18 protein-coding genes and 1 tRNA gene are annotated in these 21,163 nt (G+C 35.6%); 9 read left to right on the forward strand and 10 right to left on the reverse strand.

Annotated features, from left to right (window positions below; genetic code table 11):
- Positions 1–220 precede the first annotated feature (220 nt).
- The 3 genes from DUT69_RS08945 to DUT69_RS08955 all read right to left on the reverse strand — a co-directional run bounded on the left by DUT69_RS08945 (position 221) and on the right by DUT69_RS08955 (position 1,976).
- Positions 221–1,357: a serine hydrolase domain-containing protein gene (locus DUT69_RS08945; protein ID WP_113652890.1), complete on the reverse strand. Its 1,137-nt coding sequence runs from the start codon at positions 1,355–1,357 to the stop codon at positions 221–223.
- A 120-nt stretch (positions 1,358–1,477) separates the two neighbouring features.
- Entirely contained in the window at positions 1,478–1,759 is a 282-nt protein-coding gene (locus DUT69_RS08950; protein ID WP_113652891.1) for a hypothetical protein, read from the reverse strand.
- A 4-nt stretch (positions 1,760–1,763) separates the two neighbouring features.
- Complete coding sequence (locus DUT69_RS08955; RefSeq protein WP_113652892.1) at positions 1,764–1,976, reverse strand: hypothetical protein; 213 nt, start codon at positions 1,974–1,976, stop codon at positions 1,764–1,766.
- A gap of 240 nt (positions 1,977–2,216) precedes the next feature.
- Here DUT69_RS08955 and DUT69_RS08960 point away from each other — a divergent pair, with 240 nt between their 5' ends.
- Both DUT69_RS08960 and DUT69_RS08965 read left to right on the forward strand, forming a co-directional pair.
- Entirely contained in the window at positions 2,217–2,774 is a 558-nt protein-coding gene (locus tag DUT69_RS08960; RefSeq protein WP_113652893.1) for a hypothetical protein, read from the forward strand.
- 7 nt (positions 2,775–2,781) lie between these two features.
- Positions 2,782–4,944 (forward strand): cation:proton antiporter, encoded by a 2,163-nt coding sequence (locus DUT69_RS08965; RefSeq protein WP_113653444.1) that lies wholly within the window; start codon positions 2,782–2,784, stop codon positions 4,942–4,944.
- Between the two features lie 2 nt (positions 4,945–4,946).
- Here the strand turns inward: DUT69_RS08965 and DUT69_RS08970 are convergent, their stop codons facing one another.
- The 6 genes from DUT69_RS08970 to DUT69_RS08995 all read right to left on the reverse strand — a co-directional run bounded on the left by DUT69_RS08970 (position 4,947) and on the right by DUT69_RS08995 (position 10,225).
- Complete coding sequence (locus tag DUT69_RS08970; RefSeq protein ID WP_113652894.1) at positions 4,947–5,498, reverse strand: hypothetical protein; 552 nt, start codon at positions 5,496–5,498, stop codon at positions 4,947–4,949.
- Positions 5,499–5,665: 167 nt separating this feature from the next.
- Positions 5,666–6,142, reverse strand: coding sequence for a DUF4625 domain-containing protein (locus DUT69_RS08975; protein WP_113652895.1), 477 nt, complete (start codon positions 6,140–6,142; stop codon positions 5,666–5,668).
- A 95-nt stretch (positions 6,143–6,237) separates the two neighbouring features.
- The gene (locus DUT69_RS08980) at positions 6,238–6,957 is read right to left on the reverse strand and encodes a DUF4625 domain-containing protein (protein WP_162796229.1); all 720 of its coding nucleotides are present in this window, start codon (positions 6,955–6,957) and stop codon (positions 6,238–6,240) included.
- A 63-nt stretch (positions 6,958–7,020) separates the two neighbouring features.
- Entirely contained in the window at positions 7,021–7,341 is a 321-nt protein-coding gene (locus DUT69_RS08985) for a hypothetical protein (protein ID WP_113652897.1), read from the reverse strand.
- On the reverse strand, positions 7,334–9,742 hold the full coding sequence (locus DUT69_RS08990; protein WP_113653445.1) for a TonB-dependent receptor: 2,409 nt from the start codon (positions 9,740–9,742) through the stop codon (positions 7,334–7,336). Before DUT69_RS08990 ends, DUT69_RS08985 begins: the two co-directional genes overlap by 8 nt.
- Before the next feature lie 141 nt (positions 9,743–9,883).
- Positions 9,884–10,225: a hypothetical protein gene (locus tag DUT69_RS08995; RefSeq protein WP_162796230.1), complete on the reverse strand. Its 342-nt coding sequence runs from the start codon at positions 10,223–10,225 to the stop codon at positions 9,884–9,886.
- A 332-nt stretch (positions 10,226–10,557) separates the two neighbouring features.
- Here DUT69_RS08995 and DUT69_RS19205 point away from each other — a divergent pair.
- A tRNA-Met gene (locus DUT69_RS19205) sits at positions 10,558–10,628 on the forward strand.
- Positions 10,629–10,721: 93 nt separating this feature from the next.
- On the opposite strand, the gene DUT69_RS09000 is transcribed toward DUT69_RS19205, so the two are convergent.
- Positions 10,722–12,377 (reverse strand): alpha-L-fucosidase, encoded by a 1,656-nt coding sequence (locus tag DUT69_RS09000; RefSeq protein WP_113652899.1) that lies wholly within the window; start codon positions 12,375–12,377, stop codon positions 10,722–10,724.
- Between the two features lie 177 nt (positions 12,378–12,554).
- Between DUT69_RS09000 and DUT69_RS09005 the strand changes: the two genes are divergently transcribed.
- The 6 genes from DUT69_RS09005 to DUT69_RS09030 are packed head-to-tail and all read left to right on the forward strand — an operon-like array spanning position 12,555 to position 21,147.
- Positions 12,555–13,436, forward strand: coding sequence for an AraC family transcriptional regulator (locus DUT69_RS09005; RefSeq protein WP_113652900.1), 882 nt, complete (start codon positions 12,555–12,557; stop codon positions 13,434–13,436).
- Positions 13,437–13,486: 50 nt separating this feature from the next.
- Positions 13,487–14,191, forward strand: a complete 705-nt coding sequence (locus tag DUT69_RS09010) for a response regulator transcription factor (RefSeq protein ID WP_317047210.1) — start codon at positions 13,487–13,489, stop codon at positions 14,189–14,191.
- A complete protein-coding gene (locus DUT69_RS09015) occupies positions 14,191–15,543 on the forward strand; it encodes a sensor histidine kinase (RefSeq protein ID WP_113652902.1) in 1,353 nt (450 codons plus the stop codon). Before DUT69_RS09010 ends, DUT69_RS09015 begins: the two co-directional genes overlap by 1 nt.
- Positions 15,544–15,599: 56 nt before the next feature.
- Positions 15,600–16,871: a TolC family protein gene (locus tag DUT69_RS09020; RefSeq protein WP_113652903.1), complete on the forward strand. Its 1,272-nt coding sequence runs from the start codon at positions 15,600–15,602 to the stop codon at positions 16,869–16,871.
- 1 nt (position 16,872) lies between these two features.
- Complete coding sequence (locus DUT69_RS09025; RefSeq protein ID WP_113652904.1) at positions 16,873–17,970, forward strand: efflux RND transporter periplasmic adaptor subunit; 1,098 nt, start codon at positions 16,873–16,875, stop codon at positions 17,968–17,970.
- Positions 17,971–18,012: 42 nt separating this feature from the next.
- Positions 18,013–21,147: an efflux RND transporter permease subunit gene (locus tag DUT69_RS09030; RefSeq protein WP_113652905.1), complete on the forward strand. Its 3,135-nt coding sequence runs from the start codon at positions 18,013–18,015 to the stop codon at positions 21,145–21,147.
- The last annotated feature ends 16 nt before the right edge of the window (positions 21,148–21,163 follow it).

Raw genomic sequence — 21,163 nt, forward strand, 5'->3', positions numbered from 1 at the left:
TTACCTCTTTTTCATTGTTCCTTTCATTCATTATAAATTGCTCTGTGATAGCTATTTATTCATTTTATTCATTATTTAATTTCTTTATAGTTAATAAAACTGCTTAATAATTAATTTCGTATCTAACGGCCAATTTGATATTCTACAAATGCAAAAAGTGCCATTACTTTACGCAATGGCACTTTTCGAAAAAATTTTTAAACGCTATATTTTAAATTCCCTAATTCGAAATAAAATGTTTGTATAATATATTTATAGTCTTACTTGTTAGGCTATTCATTCCGTCTACGTAAATTGGGTTGCATCCGTTTGTAATTACTACAAATCCAAATTTCTCTTTTGGGTCAAAAAACATAGAACTATATAAACCGTATGCAGAACCAGTATGACCTTTCAAAGTCTTGCCCTCGATTAATTTTTTGACCGTTGTAATAGCCAATCCATATCCTTCTTCTTCAGATAATTTCGTTTGCATTATCTTCGCACTTTTTCTAGAGATAATCCGCGTACCATTTGCCGATCCATAATTCATGTGCATTATCATATACTTAGCTAGGTCTGTTGCTGAGATTTTCATTCCGCCAGTTGGCGAGAAAATAGGCGTTGTGTAACCCAAAGTATAGTTTTTAAGCTCTTCTCTTCTTGGATTATAAGCACCAACTGCCGGTGTAAAACTTTTAGTGTTGGCATCATATTCATACAAAGTGGCAAAGCGAGCAGCATCCAAAGAATCAACACAATAACCCCCATATAAATTTAAAGGAGATAAAATATTTGTCTTAATGTAATTATCAAACCTTTTACCAGAGAATTTTTCGATTACAGCACCAACCATGTTAAAATTTAAGTTACAATATTGGTAACCCTTTCCAGGTTCGTAATCATTATAACAATTTGCCCAATTTTTATTCTTATCAGGATTTATCGCGTCTAAATTAAAATAGCCTTCTTTGTCATTAATGCTCGATCGGTGCGACAAGACCATTTTTAAAGTGATTTTAGTATTCGGAAATTTCGGGTTTCTAACCTTGAAACCTACCAAATCGCTAAAGTCGTCTTCTAGAGAAAATTTCTTATCTTGTACTAATTGCATTATTGCTGTTGCAGAGAAAGATTTCGATATTGATGCAATTCGAAAAATGGCATCCGTCTCAAGCGCTTTCTTGCTTTCTCTATCCTGTAGACCGAATGATTTTGTGTAAGTTAATTTTCCGTCTTTTACAACAGCAACGGCCAGTCCAACTGCATCTAAATCTTTCATTATGTTCTTTATTTCATTTTCAGCTTTATCTTGTTGCGCTAGAACAGTCCCTAAAAAACTATAAAATAGTATTGTTAATAATTGCTTTTTAAACATGGCATAAAATGATTTAGCCTAAGTTAAGCAACTAAAATATTTATAGCTAAACATTATTGCATATTGCCAGAAAAAATAAAGCCCCGAAACTAGTTGTTTCAGGGCTGGTTTAAGAATAAATTAGTTTAGTGCATCTTTGTCTTTACCGCTGTCATCTAATTGGTCCTGCTCATTGTCTTGCCTGCTTTCGATATCCACATTTTCCGGTTCAGTGGCATCGGTACTATCTTCCGATCCATTGTCTGCAGTAGGTTTGTGGCTTTCCTTATTTTGTTTTTTATGATTGCCTTTACTTTCTTCAGGTACGCCACCAGAACTCGCAGATCTATCTGTACTTCTTTGCCTTTCTCCTGGATTATCAGTTGATTCAGGTTCAATCGGATCTTTATTTTCGTTGCTCATAACCTTATTGTTTTGAAGTTGTGTCTGTTGAATCATTAGTCATTCCAGTTGTATCGCCCATTGAACCATCGTTCATATTAGCATTGCTGGATGCTGCATTTCTATTCGTATCAATTCTGTTAGAGTCTGCCGTACTTGCGTCCTTTCTATCCGTACTATTACAACTTGCTAATGCTAAACCTGCAAGCATAACTAGGGTCATTAATTTAATTTTCATCGTTTTTGTTTTTAGGTTGATTATTAATTTAATAAATAAGACTTTTTACGAAAAGGTTTTAATTAATATAAAAACGCAGTATTAACCTGTTATAAAACAGTTATTTAATTCACTTAACATACCCAAACCAAGCAAATAAATTCATCTTACAATAAATCAATTATTAGCCTTTACACAATCTAAAACGGTTAAAATTTTGTTATTTTGCATAGAATGATCTTAATAAACTAACTATAAACCATGAGAATTATTTACGCACTGCTATTCTTTTTCGTCTTCATTTTACAATCCTGTGGCGTTGGCGAACGAGAGAAAAATCTTCGAGAACGTGAGCTTACTAACACCAAAAAAGAACAAGAGTTACTACTTTGGGAACAACGTTTAAAAATTGAGCAACAAGAATTTGATAAGAAAAAACAGGTGGATACCACAGACCTTACCGATTCTGCTTCTATTTACATTGATGAGGTTGTTGGTAGCTGGACCGTTAAAATGAACTGCGTTGAAACCAGTTGCGAAGGTTCGGCAATTGGCGATTCGAAAACCGAAAGGTGGGAGATCTCAAACGATCAGCAGAACATAAATGTTAAAGCCTACGTTGGCAAAACTTTAATTAGAACTTATTTGGGCATAATAGAGGGCAATACGATTAAAATTGCCGATGAAAATCCGAACACCACCACAACTATAAATGCAGTACTTAAACTAACAAAAAACAATGCAATGGATGGATCTAGAGACGTTATTCAAAAAGACTGTAAGATAGTTTATTCGCTCTCAGCAACTCGTGCTAAATAAAATGACTATGATTTTATTATCTACCTTAGATTTTTCATTACCTCTACGAAATCCTGTGATCATTTTTTCGTTGGTATTGTTTATTATCCTCTTCGCTCCTATCCTTTTTAATAAAATTAAAGTTCCGCATATTATTGGTTTAATTATAGCCGGTGTTATAATTGGTCCTTACGGACTAAATTTATTAAAAAGGGACGCAAGTATTGTGCTATTTGGTACAGTAGGGTTACTTTACATTATGTTTTTGGCCGGTTTGGAAATAGACTTGGCCGAATTTAAAAAGAACAGAAAACAGATTGCTGTATTCGGATTACTTACTTTTTTGCTACCGTTAATTATCGGTTGCTTGGCGAGTTATTACTTGCTCGGTTACAGTTTTTTATCTTCGCTATTACTAGCAAGTATGTTTTCTACACATACCTTGGTTTCTTATCCAATAGCAAGTAAATATGGTGTGATTAGAAATAAAGCCGTTAGCATGACAGTTGGCGGTACCATGATTACCGATATTCTTGCACTATTAATTCTTGCTGGTATTGCAGGTATGACCAAGGAAAATGTATCGGCATCTTTTTGGTTTCAATTAGGTGCATCTACAATGATATTTGTTGGGATTGTGTTTGCTGTTTTTCCGTTTATAATCAGATGGTTTTTTAAACATTTCGAAGACAGTATTTCGCAATATATTTTTGTTTTGGCAATGGTTTTTCTGGCTTCTTTTCTGGCCGAAGTTGCAGGCGTAGAAGCTATAATCGGTGCATTTTTCTCGGGTTTGGTGCTAAACAAATTTGTACCGCACAGTTCGGCACTAATGAACCGTATAGACTTTGTAGGCAATGCGCTGTTTATACCGTTCTTTCTAATAAGCGTAGGTATGTTGGTAGACGTTACCGTTCTTGTAAACGGTTGGGGTGCACTAAAAGTTGCCGGTGTAATTATTACTGCCGCCCTGGTTACTAAATATTTCGCTGCCTTTTTAACCCAGAAAATATTTAAGCTATCAGCCACTGAGGGTAAAATGATTTTTGGTTTAAGTACCTCCCACGCTGCTGCTACCTTAGCTATCATTTTAGTTGGTTACAACATCATTACTGGCGAAACAGCCAGTGGTGAACCCATTAGATTATTAAATGAAGATGTACTTAACGGTACTATCCTATTAATTTTAGTGAGTTGTGGGGTTGGTTCTTTCGTAACCGAAAGTGCATCTAAAAAATTAGCTTTAGAAAGCGATCAACAAGAGCAACCAAGCCAAGAAAACAACGAGAAGATTTTGGTTTCTTTAGCACATCCAGATATGGTAGAGGAATTAGTAGACTTCGGTGTGATGTTGCAATCGCACAGAAGTGTAAATTCTATTTACGGGCTAAATGTAATTGACGATGAGCAAAACGGAACCAATAAAGCTTCAGTTTCTAAAAAAATAATGGAAAAAGCTGTTTCTAGAGCAAATGCATCTGAAAATAGCCTTGTCCCTATAGTGCGTTACGATTCCAGCATAAGTAACGGTATTGTCTACACCATAAAAGAACATGAAGTATCTGACGTAGTTATCGGTTTGCATAAACGAGCAGACCAACATACATTTTTAGGTCCGAAGGCCGAAAATATCATTAGACGAATTCACGAGACTATTTACATTTATAAACCAACGCAACCCATTAATACCTTTAAACGGATATTGGTTGTTACTCCGGCAGATGCCGAAAGTGATCCTGGTTTTACGCATTGGTTAAGAAAGCTGATGAACATGGCAAAGCAAGCCGGTATACCGATGATGTTTTACGGTGCCAACCGAACTAATTTAGAGGTTAAAAAATTAGCGGAAAGAACCACCGATGCACCAACTATAGATTACAAAACTTTTGAAAACTGGGACGACTTTTTAATTTTTAGCAGTGAACTGAAAAAGAATGATCTATTTGTTATCGTTTCTTCACGTAAGGGAAACAACTCTTATTTACCACAAATGGCAAAATTACCATATTATCTTGCCAATTATTTTGCTTCGCAAAGTTTAATCATGCTATACCCTAAACAATTAGAATCTGGCATCAACATGGGTAACATAGAACAAGCAGATAGTAACTTAATTGAAACCATTAGCGAGCAAATTGGTAACATCGGTAACGCCGGCAAATACCTAAAAGGATTATTCAAAAACCGTTAAGCTCAATTTTGCTTAACTTCTAAAGCATCAATTTCTTTCATATACAAGATATAAGCTTGTTTATAAGTTAGTTTTTGATGCTTTTCTTCTGCTATAAAGTTTCTAAAATCTTCTAAATCCGCTTCGGTAAAACCTAATCTTACAAACAAGGTTTTATCAGTTTCCCAAGTTTTGGTGTTTGCGGTTTTGCTTTCTAAATTTCTGTAAAGCGTTACCCCGTCTAAAAATTCTTTATAAGTATTGGTTTGCTTAAACTGGTTTATGGCTTTTACCACCTTTGCGTAAGTAATATTGCTTGTGTCTTCTAGCTGTTTATCCATAATGGCTAAAAAAATAGAGCCTTTAAACAATAAACTGTCCGAATCGGCAAATCCGCCACAACGTTTTAAAATTGATAAATCCTTTAAGTACAAACTATCGTTTTGGCTTACCTCATTTTTTACAAAATACGGCTCAGTAGTTAAAACCTTCTCGCAGTCAAATACCTGTTGGGCGAAACAAAATGTTACGTTTAAACAAAAAACAGCTCCTAAAAATATCTTCGTCCTCAACATAAATTATCAATCTCAATATTTGCAAAGCTATTAAAATGCTTTACTTTTCTAAGATTTTTTTCAATAGCAATGCTACACCAACGCAAACAAGGAGGGTTAAAACCGGCCAAACAATCAGTCCCAAAGCTGGATGAATTAGATGCCCGCTCAAAAGAAGAAACATCAATCTACTTAATTTTAATACTTACTCCTTTTATTGTTTGCCAGCCTTCTTTATCTGTTAACCTAATTAAAAAATGATAGTCACCGGCATCTACATCGCTTGGAATATCTATTTCTGCAGTAGCAACATATTCTTTTGAATCTGTCGGAATACTAAAGTCCTTTATGTATAAAAATGGTTTAACCGCAGTTTTTTTTGCATCCTGGGCACATGCGTTTACTTCTGTAGTGTGATTATGCTGATCAAAGTTATGGTGCACGTCTAAACTGTAAGATCCAAGCGCAACATTGTCTGTAAACTTGGCTCTAAACGTAAACTTCTCACCTCTAACCAACGTTGCGCATTGTACCGGGGAAGCGTTGGCAATAGTTAAATCAATTTCGGGATAAGTAGTATCTATTGCATCCTCGTCTTTTTTACAGGCAGAAAACGCGATTACAACCAAAGCAACGAAACCTATGTTTTTTAAATAATTTTTCATGATTATAAATTTTATGAAGCCTGGCAACGCTAGGTTACCAGGCTAAAACTAAACTAATTAACTTTTCCTATCTGGGCTTATGCCCAAAAAGCTCTTTATTTCTTATCGAAATGTTCTTCAACTTCTATTTCCTTTCCTGCTTGATCAACCACTTTTAAATGTACATGGTAATGGCCTATTGGCGCTTCGGTAATGTTTACATGTTTGTGGAAATTGTAGGTGGTTTGTCCAACCATTGCTGCGTCGGTATAAACAAACTCTTTTTTCCAAGCTGTTCCTTCAACTTCTGCCACAATTCTTGCAATTTTGTTTACCGCCGTAACGTTTGCTTCCATATGTAAATCTGTACCAGTTGCGTTTGCACCAACTTCAAAACCTGTAACAACTGGTAAGCTTGCGTCTTTTTTAAGTTCCAATTCGCTTTCTACTTCCGTTACTTGGCCAGCTTGGTCGGTTATTTTAATATGGATGTGGTATAAACCTAAAACCGCATTCGCTGGAATGTCGATATGCTTATGGAATTCGGCATTTTTTAGCCCAACAAAACCTTCTGTGTATACCTGTTCAAATTTCCAACCTGTGCCAGTTTTTGGGTGAATTTCCAATGCAACGCTTGCCAAATTTGCAGGCGCAAAAATTTCTCCTTCAATATGGATATCGTTACCTGGGTAACCTATTTTGCTGTTATTAGATCCAATTTCCAAGCCTGTAATTGTTGGCGCTGGAGAAAATTCGTCTTTATCTTTTTTACAAGATGCAAGAATGATAACTGTAAATAGAATAGCAAAAAATGGTTTTATGTTTAATTTTTTCATGTTTTTAAATGAGGGATAATGTTTAATAATATGTTTTTGAGACATTAATTTTTATGCGAAACCTTACACACTAGGTGGCCCTCTTTTAAACTGTTGGTTAATTATTTTACTAACGCGATTAACAATCACATAACGCTTAACTTTACTAATTGGAGTATAAAAAAGGGATATTGACCAATGCTGATTTGGCAACTCACTTGCGCCAAAAGTAAAGTCGCAAATCAAACAATGATCTGCATTTTGCACATGGGGTTTATTTGTCGCAATACTACCGCTGTGTGCAATAACCAAATAATGGAGGCTATTAACCAGCATAGTTCCCAAGAACAAAATCGAGATTGCCCAAACGCTAAAAAAACGATATTTTGGATGCTTTTTAATCATTTTTTACAAACGAGAATGGAATTTTAAGTGACAAAATCAAATTTCTACCAACTTCGGGCAATTCGATTAATCTGTAAAAACTGGTATGATTTAAATACTTGGTATTAAACAAATTTTGCGCTTGCAAGCTAATGTCAAATTGTTGTTTTCCGGTTTTAAGTTTTGTGCCAATGGCTAAGTTAAAAATGCTGTAGCCAGCTGTTTTTTTCTCAGGCGGCACAATGTTGTCTTGTCTGCCTGTAATTCGGTAATCTACAGCAAAGTAGGTTCCCGTTAGCTTATTGTTAAACTTAGGCTCGTAAGTTAAATTTAGCAAAGCTGATGGCGGAGGCGAGAAAGGTAAAGTGTACCCTTTTTTATCGCCAGAAAGTTGTTCTGCATAGAGATACTCAGCTAAAACTTCCGAACTTAGGTTATCTGTAAAACGATACTTAAACTGCAATTCGGCACCATATCTCATTACCTCGCTTTGCGCATATTGGAAAACCTGATTGCCTGCACCGTAAAAATAATCAAGCTGAGCTGTTGGATTAAGGTAAATGTAGTTTGGAAAATAGTTGAAAAACGGACTGAGTTGAACTGACCATTTTTCTTCGTTGTAGCCTAAACTTACATCAAGTTGATAAGATTTTTCTGGTGATAAATTCGGATCGCCTTTTTCATAACTAAAGTAATGATAGTTTACCCCGTTGGCTGCAAGCTCCTTTGCAATTGGCATCCTAAAACTTTTCCCTAGGTTGCCTTTAAACACGAATTTGTTAAGATTATAGTTAACACCGGCCGACCAAATGAAACTGTTAAAATTTCTGGTTAAAGCATTAGCTCTGATTAAATTTTGAGAAACCGTGCCGTTGGGAGTATTCATATCAGATGCAAACCAATCGGTATATTGACTGATGTTGATTTGGCCATAGTCGTATCGTAATGCACCATGAACAATTAAATTTTCGTTAACTTCCAGCTTATCATACAAAAATGCGCCGCTTGTAAACTGTTTGAAAGCAGGAACTAAAAAGCTCCATCCGCTAATTCCATTCTGTTGATTTTCTATATTTAGCCCAAAACTCAATTGATGTTTGCCAAAGGCGACACGATCTTTTACATTTGCCGACACAACCTTTTTATCAAATTCTCTTTCTAAATTTTGAGGAATTGACATGCTACTTGGATAAATAGCCGGCATAAAACCATGGTTTACATACATGCTGTATTCTTCCCTAAAATTATGCTGATAGCCTAATTCAATGTCTACCTGATGATTGTCTAACGTTATGCCCGTTTTATTAATTAATTTAAGGTGATTAACCTGCTGATAGGGCATCAAGATGTCTCTGTTGGAGGCGTCATGCAATGATAAATCTACTTGTCGGGGTTCGAGACCATGCGCATTTGCAAAAAAACCGCTTTTACTATTTGTATTGCTTACATAAAAAATAGATTTAATTTTTTCTGTTACATAACCTGCATTAAAATGAAGGTTGTTTTCTCGCCCTGCACTGTTTCTTACGTAATTATCTTTTAATGCAACCGGATAATTGTAAACTTGTACCAAGTCCGTTGGCACACGATAATCACTATAGTTCATCAATGTTGCTCTGCCATCAAAAAACCATTTATCGGCTCTGCCAAACAAATTAACTGATGTACCGTAGAGGTTATTGTTGCTTTTGCCAACTAGATCTACCGAACCGCCTAAACTATTATTTTCTGGCTGAGCTTTAGGTTTGATATCTATGGCGCCGGCAATCGCGTCAGATCCGTATACAAATGAAGCAGCGCCCTTTATTAACTCTATCCTATCTGTAGCAAACTGATCAATTTCTAAGCCGTGATCTGCGCCCCATTGTTGACCTTCGTGTTTTACACCATTTTCTACCACTACAACGCGATTAAAACCCAAACCCCTGATTAATGGTTTCGACTGCCCAGAGCCAATACCTATCGTTTTAATTCCAGGCATTCGCTCTAATGATTTCATTAAGCTACCACCCAAATTACGCTTTATAAAATCGGCATTAACGGTTTCAACATTTAAAGATTCCTGCTTCTTTCTGCTTTCCCCCAACTTTTCGCTTATGGTTACCTGTTGCAATGAATTGGCCGATTGCACCAATTTAATTGTTCCTAAATTAGTATCCTGTTTAAGTTCCAGTTCTATATTTTTGGTTTTAAAGCCCACTGATGAAATAGAGATTTTATATTTACCAGAAGCTAAATTTTGGAACGAAAATAATCCGCTTTCATCAGATTGAACTACGCGGTTAAGACGTTTAATCTGGACATTAACATTGTTTTTTGGAACGTCAAATTCATCAGTTATTAAACCAGAGATGTTGAAGTTCTGGGCTTTAACCTGCAACACAAAACACGAGAATACAAATAGTAAAAGATATCTTAACATAGCTGAAGCCGTCATTCTACTAAAAAATGACAAATAAAATATTGCTGTTTTTTTGTTTCGAGGCATAATCTCGAAGCGCAAAAATCTAAATAGACTAAAATATACCTGCGTCGGATAACAATAGTCCGATAGGTTTATTTTCTAGAAATTGTGGAAGCTATTTACAGCAGGCGGACCTCTGTCTGAGCTCTGGCGGATGAGTGTTTCAACTAACTCAAAAGCAAAATAAGTGCGCACACAACTATTCAACTCATTTACAAAAACCAGATTTGGAGGCGAATTTAAAAAAAACTCTTTTTGTTGATGATGTTGAAAATCGCATAAGAAACATTTTTCTACATCGAGAGCGTAATGCGTTTTGGCGCTATTATCTTTCTCAGCAATTTGATGATGCGAATGAAAACCTTGAACAACGATAGTTACAAAGAGAATAAGCGCCAAAAACGACGCCAATATTCTTTTACTTGCTCTTAATATGTTCAAATCGATTCTCACAGATGCAACAAAGTTACATCTTTTTACTTAACAGGCAACTTAAATGTTGCTACGCATAAAAATCAGGTTTAATTTTTAGCAGATTATTGACTAATACCCCACTGATTTTCAGGTATGTGAATAGCATCAATTTACAGTATCTGACCAATTGTAAAATAAATGTAACCAAATAAAATTATCAAAAAAATAAAGACTACTAAATTAGTATACAAAATAAAATTTTGTTATTATTGCATCGTCAACCCTTTCAGGTTGCGTGTTCATACACATTTATATTTGGTTTGAAAGAGATAGTTTCTGGATAGAGCTATCTCTTAATTGGTTGGTTGGCCGAGTGGCGAGGCAGAGTTTCATAAACTTTTTAGAATGGTTCGAATCCATTACCAAACCACAATTGACTCGTCAATTATTTTTATAACCAAGAGGTTAATCAGTTTTTGTTTTGTAAGAAAGGCTATCTGGATGGATAGCCTTTTCAATTTCGTTAAGCTATTTTTAAAGTTAATGCATAAGAAAGTTTTGGCTTATTTTGAGGCAAGGTTACTCTTAAATCTGTATCTGTTTGTGTGAAGGCTAAATTATCTCCCAGACCTAAAACGGAAATACTATTAATCGTTCTGCTGAAATTCGGATTTCCTTTTCTTAGGTTTATAATACTGATCACTCCATCTTCGGGCCAGCCTAAAACAAATGCGTAAAGTATATTTTCTTTTGTAGTAAATCTAATGTCGTTTGCGGTAAACGGTTTACCTTTGCCCTCGTTAAAACCTTGTGCAGATAAAGCTGCGGCCGAAGCAATCGCCGGCCCTTCTCCAAAGACGTTCCAAGGTCTAGTATCATAAATACCTTCGCTGTTAACCTTCATCCACTCGCCAATTTCTTCCACTATTGCTACTTCCAACTCATCAATAGTTCCGTTACCGCGAACCGGTACACTCAATAATAAATTTCCGTTTTTACTTACCACATCTATTAAAGTGTGCACTACAGTTTTTGCAGATTTATATCGCTTGTTGTTGTAGACACCTCTTTCGTAGTGCCAGCTTCCTATGCAAGTACACGTTTGCCAAGGTAGTGGCTCAATTTCATTGCTTTGTCCGCGTTCAATATCCCAAACCATGCATTTACGTTGCATTTGATCTAGGATCTTACCAAAAATAACGGTTTCTACCTTTCCATGTTTTTTAACGCTTTTGTTATAATAATGAGCAGCTATTCTAAGTCCGGCATCATCTATTGGCCATAACGGCAACGCTGTATCATCAAAATAAATTAAATCTGGGTTATAACTGTTGATCAAATCCATAGTTCGGTTATAGAATTTCTCTATGTACTTTTTACTTGGTACAGAAACTCCATTTCCCCAGTTCCATTGACTATGAATTTTACCGTTATCTAAGCTGCCGTCGCTTAAAGCATGGTTTTGCTCATATAATTCCTGCGGATCTAATCCTTCCCACCATTTTCCCTTTCCGTCTGCTTTGGTTAATTTACCATCATAAGGAACGCCAGCTAAAGGTCCGCTTTTATCAGAACGTTGTGCGGTTTCCATCCAATTCCAAGCATGTGCAGCATGTACACTAACACCAAAGTGTAATCCATTTTTTTCAGCTTCTTTTTTCCATCCGGCAATCAGATCTTTCTTCGGCCCAACTTTCGTTGAATTCCAGTTTGGCTGGTATTTGCTTTTATAAAGATCTAAATTATCATGATGGTTTGCTAAGGCCATAAAATACTTAGCTCCAGCATTCTTGTACATTGAAACCAACACAGCAGGATCCCATTGGTCGGCCTTCCATTCGTTAATTACATCTTTAAACCCAAATTTTGATGGATGCCCGTATTTTTCTGTATGATATTTGTACTGGCGGCTTCCCTCCATATACATTTCTCTTGCGTACCAATCTCCAAATTCAGGTTCGCATTGCGGTCCCCAATGTGCCCAAATGCCAAACTTTGCATTACGAAACCATTCTGGTGTTTGGTAACTACTAAGCGAATTCCAATTTGGAGAGAACGGCCCTGCCGCTACTGGCTCTATGCCTTGCTCTACAAATAAAGAAGTTGCATTTACTTTGCTTGCTATTGCCAATGCCGGAACGGCTGTAGCCAAACTTTTTATTAATTCTCGTCTCTTCATTTAGATCATTTATATACTTATCCGTAAAATTGGTTATTACAAAATTCAGATAAGTGGGTTTATTTATGCGTTCAATCTATTTCAACAGCTACAAATATAATTTCTGCTTATTTTTTTTAATTGTATGAATAAGACTTTATATTATACAAATCAGACTTATTTAACTATTTTAGAAAAATGGACCGGCGATTATTTAAATACAACTTTTCCCTATTACATATCGACTATGTTAAATTAGATCAAAAATGGAACTACCGTAATATCGTAAGTCCGTATTACAGGATTTACTTTATAGATGAAGGCGAAGGATGGCTTTCTAACGCGAAGACTAACCTCAAATTAGAACCTGGTTTTATTTACATTATACCTAGCTATACGCTTTGTAGCTTAAAATGCGATGAATATTTGAGTCAGTATTTTATACATTTTTTAGAAGAATCTGCCGACGGAAAATCGCTTTTTGCAAATAATAGAGAACTGGTAAAAGTTAAAGCAGAGCCTATAGACCTGACAAATTTTAAGCGAATGATGGAGATTAATCCGGGGCGAGGTATCAATCGCTCAGACAATCCGAAAGTTTATGAAAAAGACGAGTATTATAAAAGTTATTTGGAATTAAACAGTTTTCAGACTTTGGCCAAAAATATGGAAACCAATGGTATTCTTTTTCAGTTGCTGTCTAGATTTTTAAGTATGCCAAATTTTAAGGAAAACACATCTAATGTTATTCCATCTAAAATACTAGAGGCAATGAGTTTCATACAAATTAACTTAAAAGACGATTTAACAGTAAAACAATTGGCAGAGCGTGCAAACTTGCATATCGATTATTTTTCGAGATTGTTTCTGCAGTATGTAGGTTTACGCCCAATAAGTTATATAAACGAAAAACGAATTGAAAGAGCGCAGTATTTGATGATTACCGGAAATGCAACGTTCGAAGAAATTGCCTACGCAACTGGTTTTGAAACCGTAAATTATTTTTTCAGAATCTTTAAAAAGGTTACAGGATCGTCTCCGGGCAAGTACAGAAATCGAAACCAAATTGCCTTAGTTTAACATAAACTGATTGTGTTTTGGATCAAAATATAGCCTATTAAATTGAATAATTGATACAGTTAACTACTTTTGCTGATATGCTAAAGATTGGTATCGCAGAAGACGATTTTAAAATTGCATCGCTTTTAAGCGAAGCTTTAACCGAAAATGGTTACAGTGCAGTTACCGTTAACGATGGTTTAGATGCGCTAGGTGTATTCAGAGAATCGGCCTTTAACTTATTGATTATTGATATTATGCTACCCGGCATAAATGGTTTACAGTTGTGTAAGGAGATTAGAAAAAAAGACAGCTCCACTCCCATTTTAATGCTAACAGCAATGGGCACCGTAGACGATAAAGTTACCGGACTTGAAGCTGGTGCAGATGATTATTTGGTAAAACCTTTTCATTTAAAAGAGTTGCTGGCAAGGGTTAGCGCATTGCTTAGGCGACAAAATATTGAGGAAAAACAGCAATCTTATGAATTAGTTTACGAAGATTTGGTTTTGAACACTTACAGCAAGGAAGTTTGGCGAAGCGGAAAACTCATCAATTTAAGCGCTAAAGAATTCGTTTTGCTAGAGCTCTTTATGAGAAATCCTAACAGACTTTTATCACGACAGTTTATTGCAGAGCAAGCTTGGGAAATCAACTTTGAAACTGGCACCAATGTTATTGATGTCTACATCAATTTTTTACGAAAGAAAATCGATAAGGATTTCGACAGAAAATTAATCCATACCAAAATTAATATGGGCTATATTTTTAAATAATGAAGATAAAAAATAGAATTGCACTATACTTTACACTAATAAGTACAACCATGTTGTTTGGTGTTTTGTGCATGATCTATTTTGCTTTTATGAAATTTTTGGAAGCGGATTTTTTTGAGCGATTAACTGACAGAACGATGGTTACTGCGAAACTTTACCTCGAAGCCGATGAAATTAGCAGAGATGCTTTAAATACTGTTCGCCAGCAATACTTGCAAAAATTAAATGGAGAGGTTATACGAATCTATGATGAAAAAGATAAAGCCACGTTTATAGGAGATTCGACACAGTTTTGGACCAAAAATGTTATTGAAAAAGTACGGAAAACTGGCAAAATAAAGTTTCTCGACGGCGAAAATCAAGTAGTAGGTATTTTTTATAAAGACAATCAGGGCGATTTTGTGATTTTAGCTTCTGCCACAGACCAAGGTTCGCATAATCGCTTAGCCAAACTGCTAAAAATAATGGTTGGAACATTTTTGGCAATTGTTGTCGTTCTACTAATTTCTGCCCGATGGATTGCCAATAAAATGCTAAAGCCCTTGCAATTGTTTACCGCAGATGTTGAACAATTAAATGCGAAAAATTTAGCATTCAGATTTAAACAACCTAAAAACAAAGATGAGATAAATTTACTTGCCAATAGTTTTAACAATCTTATTGCAGAACTAGAGCAGGCGTTTATTCTTCAAAAAACTTTTATTAATAATGCTTCGCATGAGTTGCGCACGCCAGTTACGCGATTAATGATGACAACTGAACTGGCACTTTCTAAAGATCGAGATACAGATCATTATCAGCAAAAACTAAAGGAAATTTTAGCAGAAACAGAAAAAATAGATCATATTATTACAGCGCTTTTGGCGCTGGCAAAAATGGATTTAGAAATTACCAGCTCGCAACTTTCAACAGTAAACTTAAGTAGTTTGCTAGACAAAATTATGGAGGATTGGAGACACAAACATGATCTTGAATTAATTCTGAACCTGCAAATCAATGAAGGTAGTTCAGTAAATGTACTTGCAAATGCAACCCTTTTACAAATTGCGTTAGATAACGTTATTGGAAATGCTTTTAAATTCTCAAACAATCAATCGGTTACTTGCACACTTAGGCAAAGCGATGAATTTTTTATTTTATCAATTGCAGACAATGGAACTGGAATAAGCGATGATATTAAAGTCGAAATCTTTAAACCTTTTTATTCGCGTTCTAAAGAAAAAGGTTTAGAAGGCGAAGGAATGGGTTTGTATCTCACAGCAAAAATCATCGATTTATTTAAGGGTCATATAAAAATAAATACCAATCAGCCCAACGGTACCATCTTCAGCATCTTCCTTCCAAAACTTTAATCCGCTTTTAATTTCGATTTAATTAGCCTTTAATTCGGCAAGGATAGCTTTGCCGCATGAAGAAAATTTACAGCTTAATTTTCATTTTTTCTATCCTTTACACTTTTGAAAGTTCAGCACAAACAGACAGTTTACACCTAAACATTAATCAAGCTACAGAGCTATTAATTGCAAACAATTACGATTTACTGGTAGGCAACCAACAAGTAAATATTGCCGAAGCAGATGTAATAACCGCAAGACTTTTCGAAAACCCGGAATTGAGTTACGAGAACTTACTGTACAACCACGAAACAAAGAAATTTTTACAAACCTCCTATGCTTATGGGCAGTACGCAGGTTCCATTTCTCAGTTATTTAAGCTTGCAGGTAAGAGAAATAAAAACATCGCGTTAGCAAAAACAGGCGTGCAATTAGCTCAATTTCAATATTTTGATTTGATGAGATCGCTTCGCTTTGAGCTTAGAGATACCTTTTATAAAATTTATTTTGCACAAAACTCTGTATCGGTTATCGAACAGCAAATTGCATCAAGCGAAGCTTTACAAAAGGTTTACGAAGCACAATTAAATCAAGGAAACATCGCTCTAAAAGATTTAATGCGAATAAAATCCCTAGTAATTGGCTTAAAAAGTGAGTTAACATCAGCCTTAAATGATTTGGAAGATGACTACCGAGATATAAAATTGCTGATGGGCATTTCGGCTAATACGCCGATAAAATTAATGGTGGATAAAAGCGATTTAGATAACAAAGCGCTTCAAAATCTTAGTTATGCTAAACTTTTAGATTCAGCAATTCAAAACAGAGCAGATTTAAAATTGGCGCAAAGCAACGTTCGTTACAACGAGCATAACCTGCAGTTGCAAAAAGCAATGGCCATACCAGATGTACAGCTTAATTTAAGTTACGATTTAAAGGGAAACTATCCAGAAAAGTACCTAGGCATTGGCATTAGCGTTCCAATTCCGCTTTTCAATCGCAATCAGGGCGAAATTAAAAAAGCAAAATTTAGTATAGATGAAGCTAACTCCTTGCTAAAAAAACAAAGTTTACAATTAGAATTAGAGGTTTCAAACAGTTTAAAAACTGCAGTTAGAAATGAGAATATGGCGAAAGAAATTGATGAAACCTTTAGTGAAAATTTCAATCGGCTTATAAATGGTTTAATTAAAAATTTTAGAGAACGCAATATCAGTTTAATAGAGTTTTTAGATCTGTACGAATCTTACAAGGAAACCACTTTACAAATTAACCAACTTAAATATCAGCGATTAAGCGCTAGAGAGGAAATCAACTTTGTTACCGGATCAAACATTTTTAAATAATATGCTTACTAGATATAAAAATACATTTTTTACAACTGCTATCTTCTTAATTGGATTAACAACCGCATGTAGCGATAAAAAACCCGGTATTGAGCCAGAGAAATTTGCAATTACAGACTCATTAATTAATCGTTTACTTAAAGATACCGTACAACAAGCAAACAGAAAAACAGATTTAATTTTCTCGGCAAAGATTACTGCAAATGAAGAACGAAAAGCAGAGCTTTTTCCGATGGTTAGCGGTACAGTAAATCGCGTAGCAGTAAGACTTGGAGATAAAGTTAGTAGCGGACAAACCTTAGCCACGGTTATAAGTACAGAAATGGCTGGTTTTGATAAAGAGGTAGTAACCGCAGACGCAGAACTTAAAAATGCCAAAAGAGCTTTACAGCAAGCTGAACAACTGTATGAAAGTGGTTTGTCTTCTGCCAGAGAGTTTGAGGAAGCTAAAAATGAATTTAACATAAAAAGTGCAGAGCTAAAAAGAGCATCCGCTGTGCTAAAATTAAATGGAGGTAGCAAAACAGGTTTGTATACTATAAAATCGCCGATAAGTGGTTTCGTAATTGATAAAAATGTAACCAATAATATGCAGTTGCGTAGCGATTACAGCACTGGGCTTTTTACCATTGCAGATTTATCAAACGTTTGGGCTATGATAAATATTTACGAATCTGATATTTCTAAAATTAAAGCAGGCGATGAAGTTAGTCTTTCGGCCCTGTCCTATCCAGATCAAACATTTACTGGTAAAATTGATAAAATCTACAATCTTATAGATCCGGAAAGTAAAGTTATGAATGCCAGGGTAACCATACAAAATCCTTCATTTTTACTAAAACCAGGCATGCTCGGAACCGTAAAAGTTAGTGGTTCAGCTAATACAGATTTGCCATTGGTAAGTGCTAGGGCAATCATTTTTGATGATAATAAAAACTACGTTTTGGTGCTAGATGCAAATAAAAAAGTACGCGTTCAGAAAGTTGAATTGGGTAGTAAAACTGCTGACAAAGTTTTTATAAAAAATGGACTTGAAGCTGGCGATGTAGTGATTTCGTCTAAACAGGTTTTTCTCTTCGAAAGTCTCAAAAACCAATAAGCCAAATCGCTTTTTCTTTTTTCAAATTATTAATCAGCACACATGAATAAGCTAATTAAAAGCATTATCAACTTCTCTTTAAAGAATAAGTACTTTATATTTTTCTCCACATTTGTTTTAATTCTTGCAGGGTATTTGAGTTTTAAAAGCACAACTATTGATGCGTTTCCGGATGTTACAAATACCAACATTACCATAATTACCCAATGGCCGGGTAGAAGTGCGGAGGAAGTAGAAAAATTTGTAAGCCGACCGCTAGAAATAGCGATGAACCCAACAGAGAAGCGAACCAGTATTCGCTCTTCTTCCCTATTTGGGCTTTCTATTGTAAAAGTTAGTTTCGAAGACGATGTGGATTATGCAGAAGCTAGGGTTCAGGTTAATAACCATTTAGAAGACGCCGATTTGCCCGAGGGTTTACAGCCAGAAGTGCAACCACCGTACGGACCGACTGGCGAAATTTTTCGTTATACGCTTTCTAGCGATCAGAAAACGGTTAGAGAGTTGAAAACCCTACAAGATTGGGTTATACAAAGAGAACTTTTATCTGTTGCCGGCATAGCCGATGTTGTTAGTTTTGGGGGCGAGGTTAAATCCTATCAAATTACCGTTGATCCGCAAAAAGCGATACAATATGGTGTCAGTGCTACAGAACTTTTTGAGGCAGTTTCTAAAAGCAACATTAACGTAGGTGGCGATGTGATAGTACAAAGCGGGCAAGCGTATGTGGTTAGAGGTATTGGGGTTTTAAACAACATCGATGAAATTAGAAACGTGGTGGTCGACAACGTAAACGGAACACCTGTTTATGTAAAAACCATTGCTGATGTTGCTGAATCGGCTTTGCCTAGATTGGGGCAAGTTGGTAGAGATTTAGATCCAGATGTGGTTGAAGGTATTGTTGTAATGCGAAAAGGTAACAACCCAAGCGAAGTAATTGAAAGGCTTAAACAAAAAATCGAAGATATTAATAACAATATTTTGCCAGATGATGTAAAAATCAATCCGTTTTACGATAGAGAAGATTTAGTTAACTACTCTATTAGCACGGTGATGACGAATATGTTCGAAGGAATTTTGTTCGTTACATTAATCGTGTTTCTATTTATGGCCGACTGGCGCACAACGTTAATCGTTTCCATAATTATTCCACTGGCACTCTTGTTTGCATTTATATGTCTTAAACTAAAAGGAATGCCCGCCAACTTGCTATCTATGGGTGCTATAGATTTCGGTATTATTATAGATGGTGCGGTTGTAATGGTAGAGGGAATTTTCGTTACCCTAGATTATCGGGCAAAAAAACTTGGTATGGAACGCTTTAACAAAGTGAGCAAATTGGGTTTTATTAAAGAAGCCTGTTTAGAAAACGGAAAAGGGATTTTATTTGCCAAACTAATTATCATCACGGGATTACTACCAATTTTCACATTCGAAAAAGTAGAAGGAAAAATGTTTTCGCCTTTGGCCTGGACCTTAAGTTTTGCGCTTTTAGGCGCTTTAATTTTAACCTTTACTTTAGTGCCGGCAATGGCGAGTTTGCTGCTTAAAAAGAATGTTAAAGAAAAACACAACGTATTTTTACAATGGATTACTAAAGCTACATTAAGTTTCTACGACCGTTGTTTTAAGCGAAAAAAATTAGTTTTTTCAGTTTCTATCATCATTCTTGTTGTCGGGGCTTTTTGCTTTAAGTTTTTAGGCACAGAGTTCTTACCAAATTTAGATGAAGGTTCCATCTACGTTCGTGCTACTGGTCCGTTAAGTATTTCGCTCGATGAAACCAAAAAACTATCGAACGATATGCGTAAAATATTTTTGAGTTTTGATGAGGTAAAACAAGTGATGTCTCAAACCGGAAGGCCTAACGACGGAACAGATGCGACTGGTTTTTACAATATGGAATTTCATGTAGATATTTTTCCTAAAAAAGAATGGAAACGTAAGCAAAGCAAAGAACAGTTAATTGAGCGTATGCAAGAGAAACTAAAGGGCTTTCCGGGCATTAGTTTAAATTTCTCTCAGCCTATTTCTGATAATGTCGAAGAAGCAGTATCTGGTGTAAAAGGATCTATTGTTGTTAAAATGTTTGGCGAAAATTTTGAATTTATAGAACAGCAAGAGGAAAAAATAGAAGCCATTTTAAAAACTGTAGATGGTATTGAAGATTTGGGTATTTTGAGAAATCTGGGTCAGCCAGAACTGCAAATAAACCTCGATCAAAAAAAAATGGCACTTTATGGCGTAAGCACAGCTGATGCAAATGCGGTTATAGAAATGGCAATTGGCGGTAAGGCAGCAACAGAAATTTATGAAGGTGAGCGTAAATTTGATTTGATTATTCGCTATCCAGAGAACTTTAGGAACGATGAAAATTCAATAAGCCAACTACGCGTGCCAACAATTGGAGGTAGTAATGTGCAGCTTGGAGAAATATCAAGCATTAAAAAAATTACTGGCCCAAGTATGATTTACCGCGATAAGCACAAACGTTACGGAGCGATAAAATTCTCTATCCGTGGCCGAGATATGGGAAGTGTAATTGAAGAAGCACAGCAAAAAGTTAATGCAGAAATCAAATTACCAAAGGATTACAAGCTAGAATGGGCAGGCGATTTCGAAAACCAGCAAAGAGCTACAGCAAGGTTAAGCCAAGCTGTGCCTGTAAGTTTGTTGCTAATTTTCTTCATTCTGTTTATCCTATTTGGTAATTTTAAAGATGCGCTTTTAGTATTGAATAATGTGCCCTTTGCAATGATTGGAGGAATTTTAGCTCTGCTAATTGTTGGCATAAACTTCAATATTTCTGCAGGCATTGGCTTTATAGCGTTATTTGGTATTTGCGTACAAAACGGTGTAATACTTCTTACCAAATTTAAATCTAACATAGCTACATTAAAGCATAAAGCAGAGTGGACTTTTACCGATGCAATGAGAGACGGAGTTGCAACTAGGTTTAGACCTGTGTTAATGACAGCTTTAATGGCAGCAATAGGATTAATGCCTGCTGCTCTAAGTACCGGAATAGGTTCTGAAGCATCGAAACCATTAGCGGTAGTAGTTATTGGCGGGTTAATAACAAATACCATTTTTAACCTTTTCGTATACCCTATTGTATTTTATTGGAGCTATAACAAAAAAGTTAAACAAATGAGTAATGCAGTTTTGCCAGCATAGTTGGTTTTTATAAAAA

The organism is Pedobacter namyangjuensis (genome assembly GCF_003313325.1).
GTDB classification, from domain to species: Bacteria; Bacteroidota; Bacteroidia; order Sphingobacteriales; family Sphingobacteriaceae; genus Pedobacter; species Pedobacter namyangjuensis.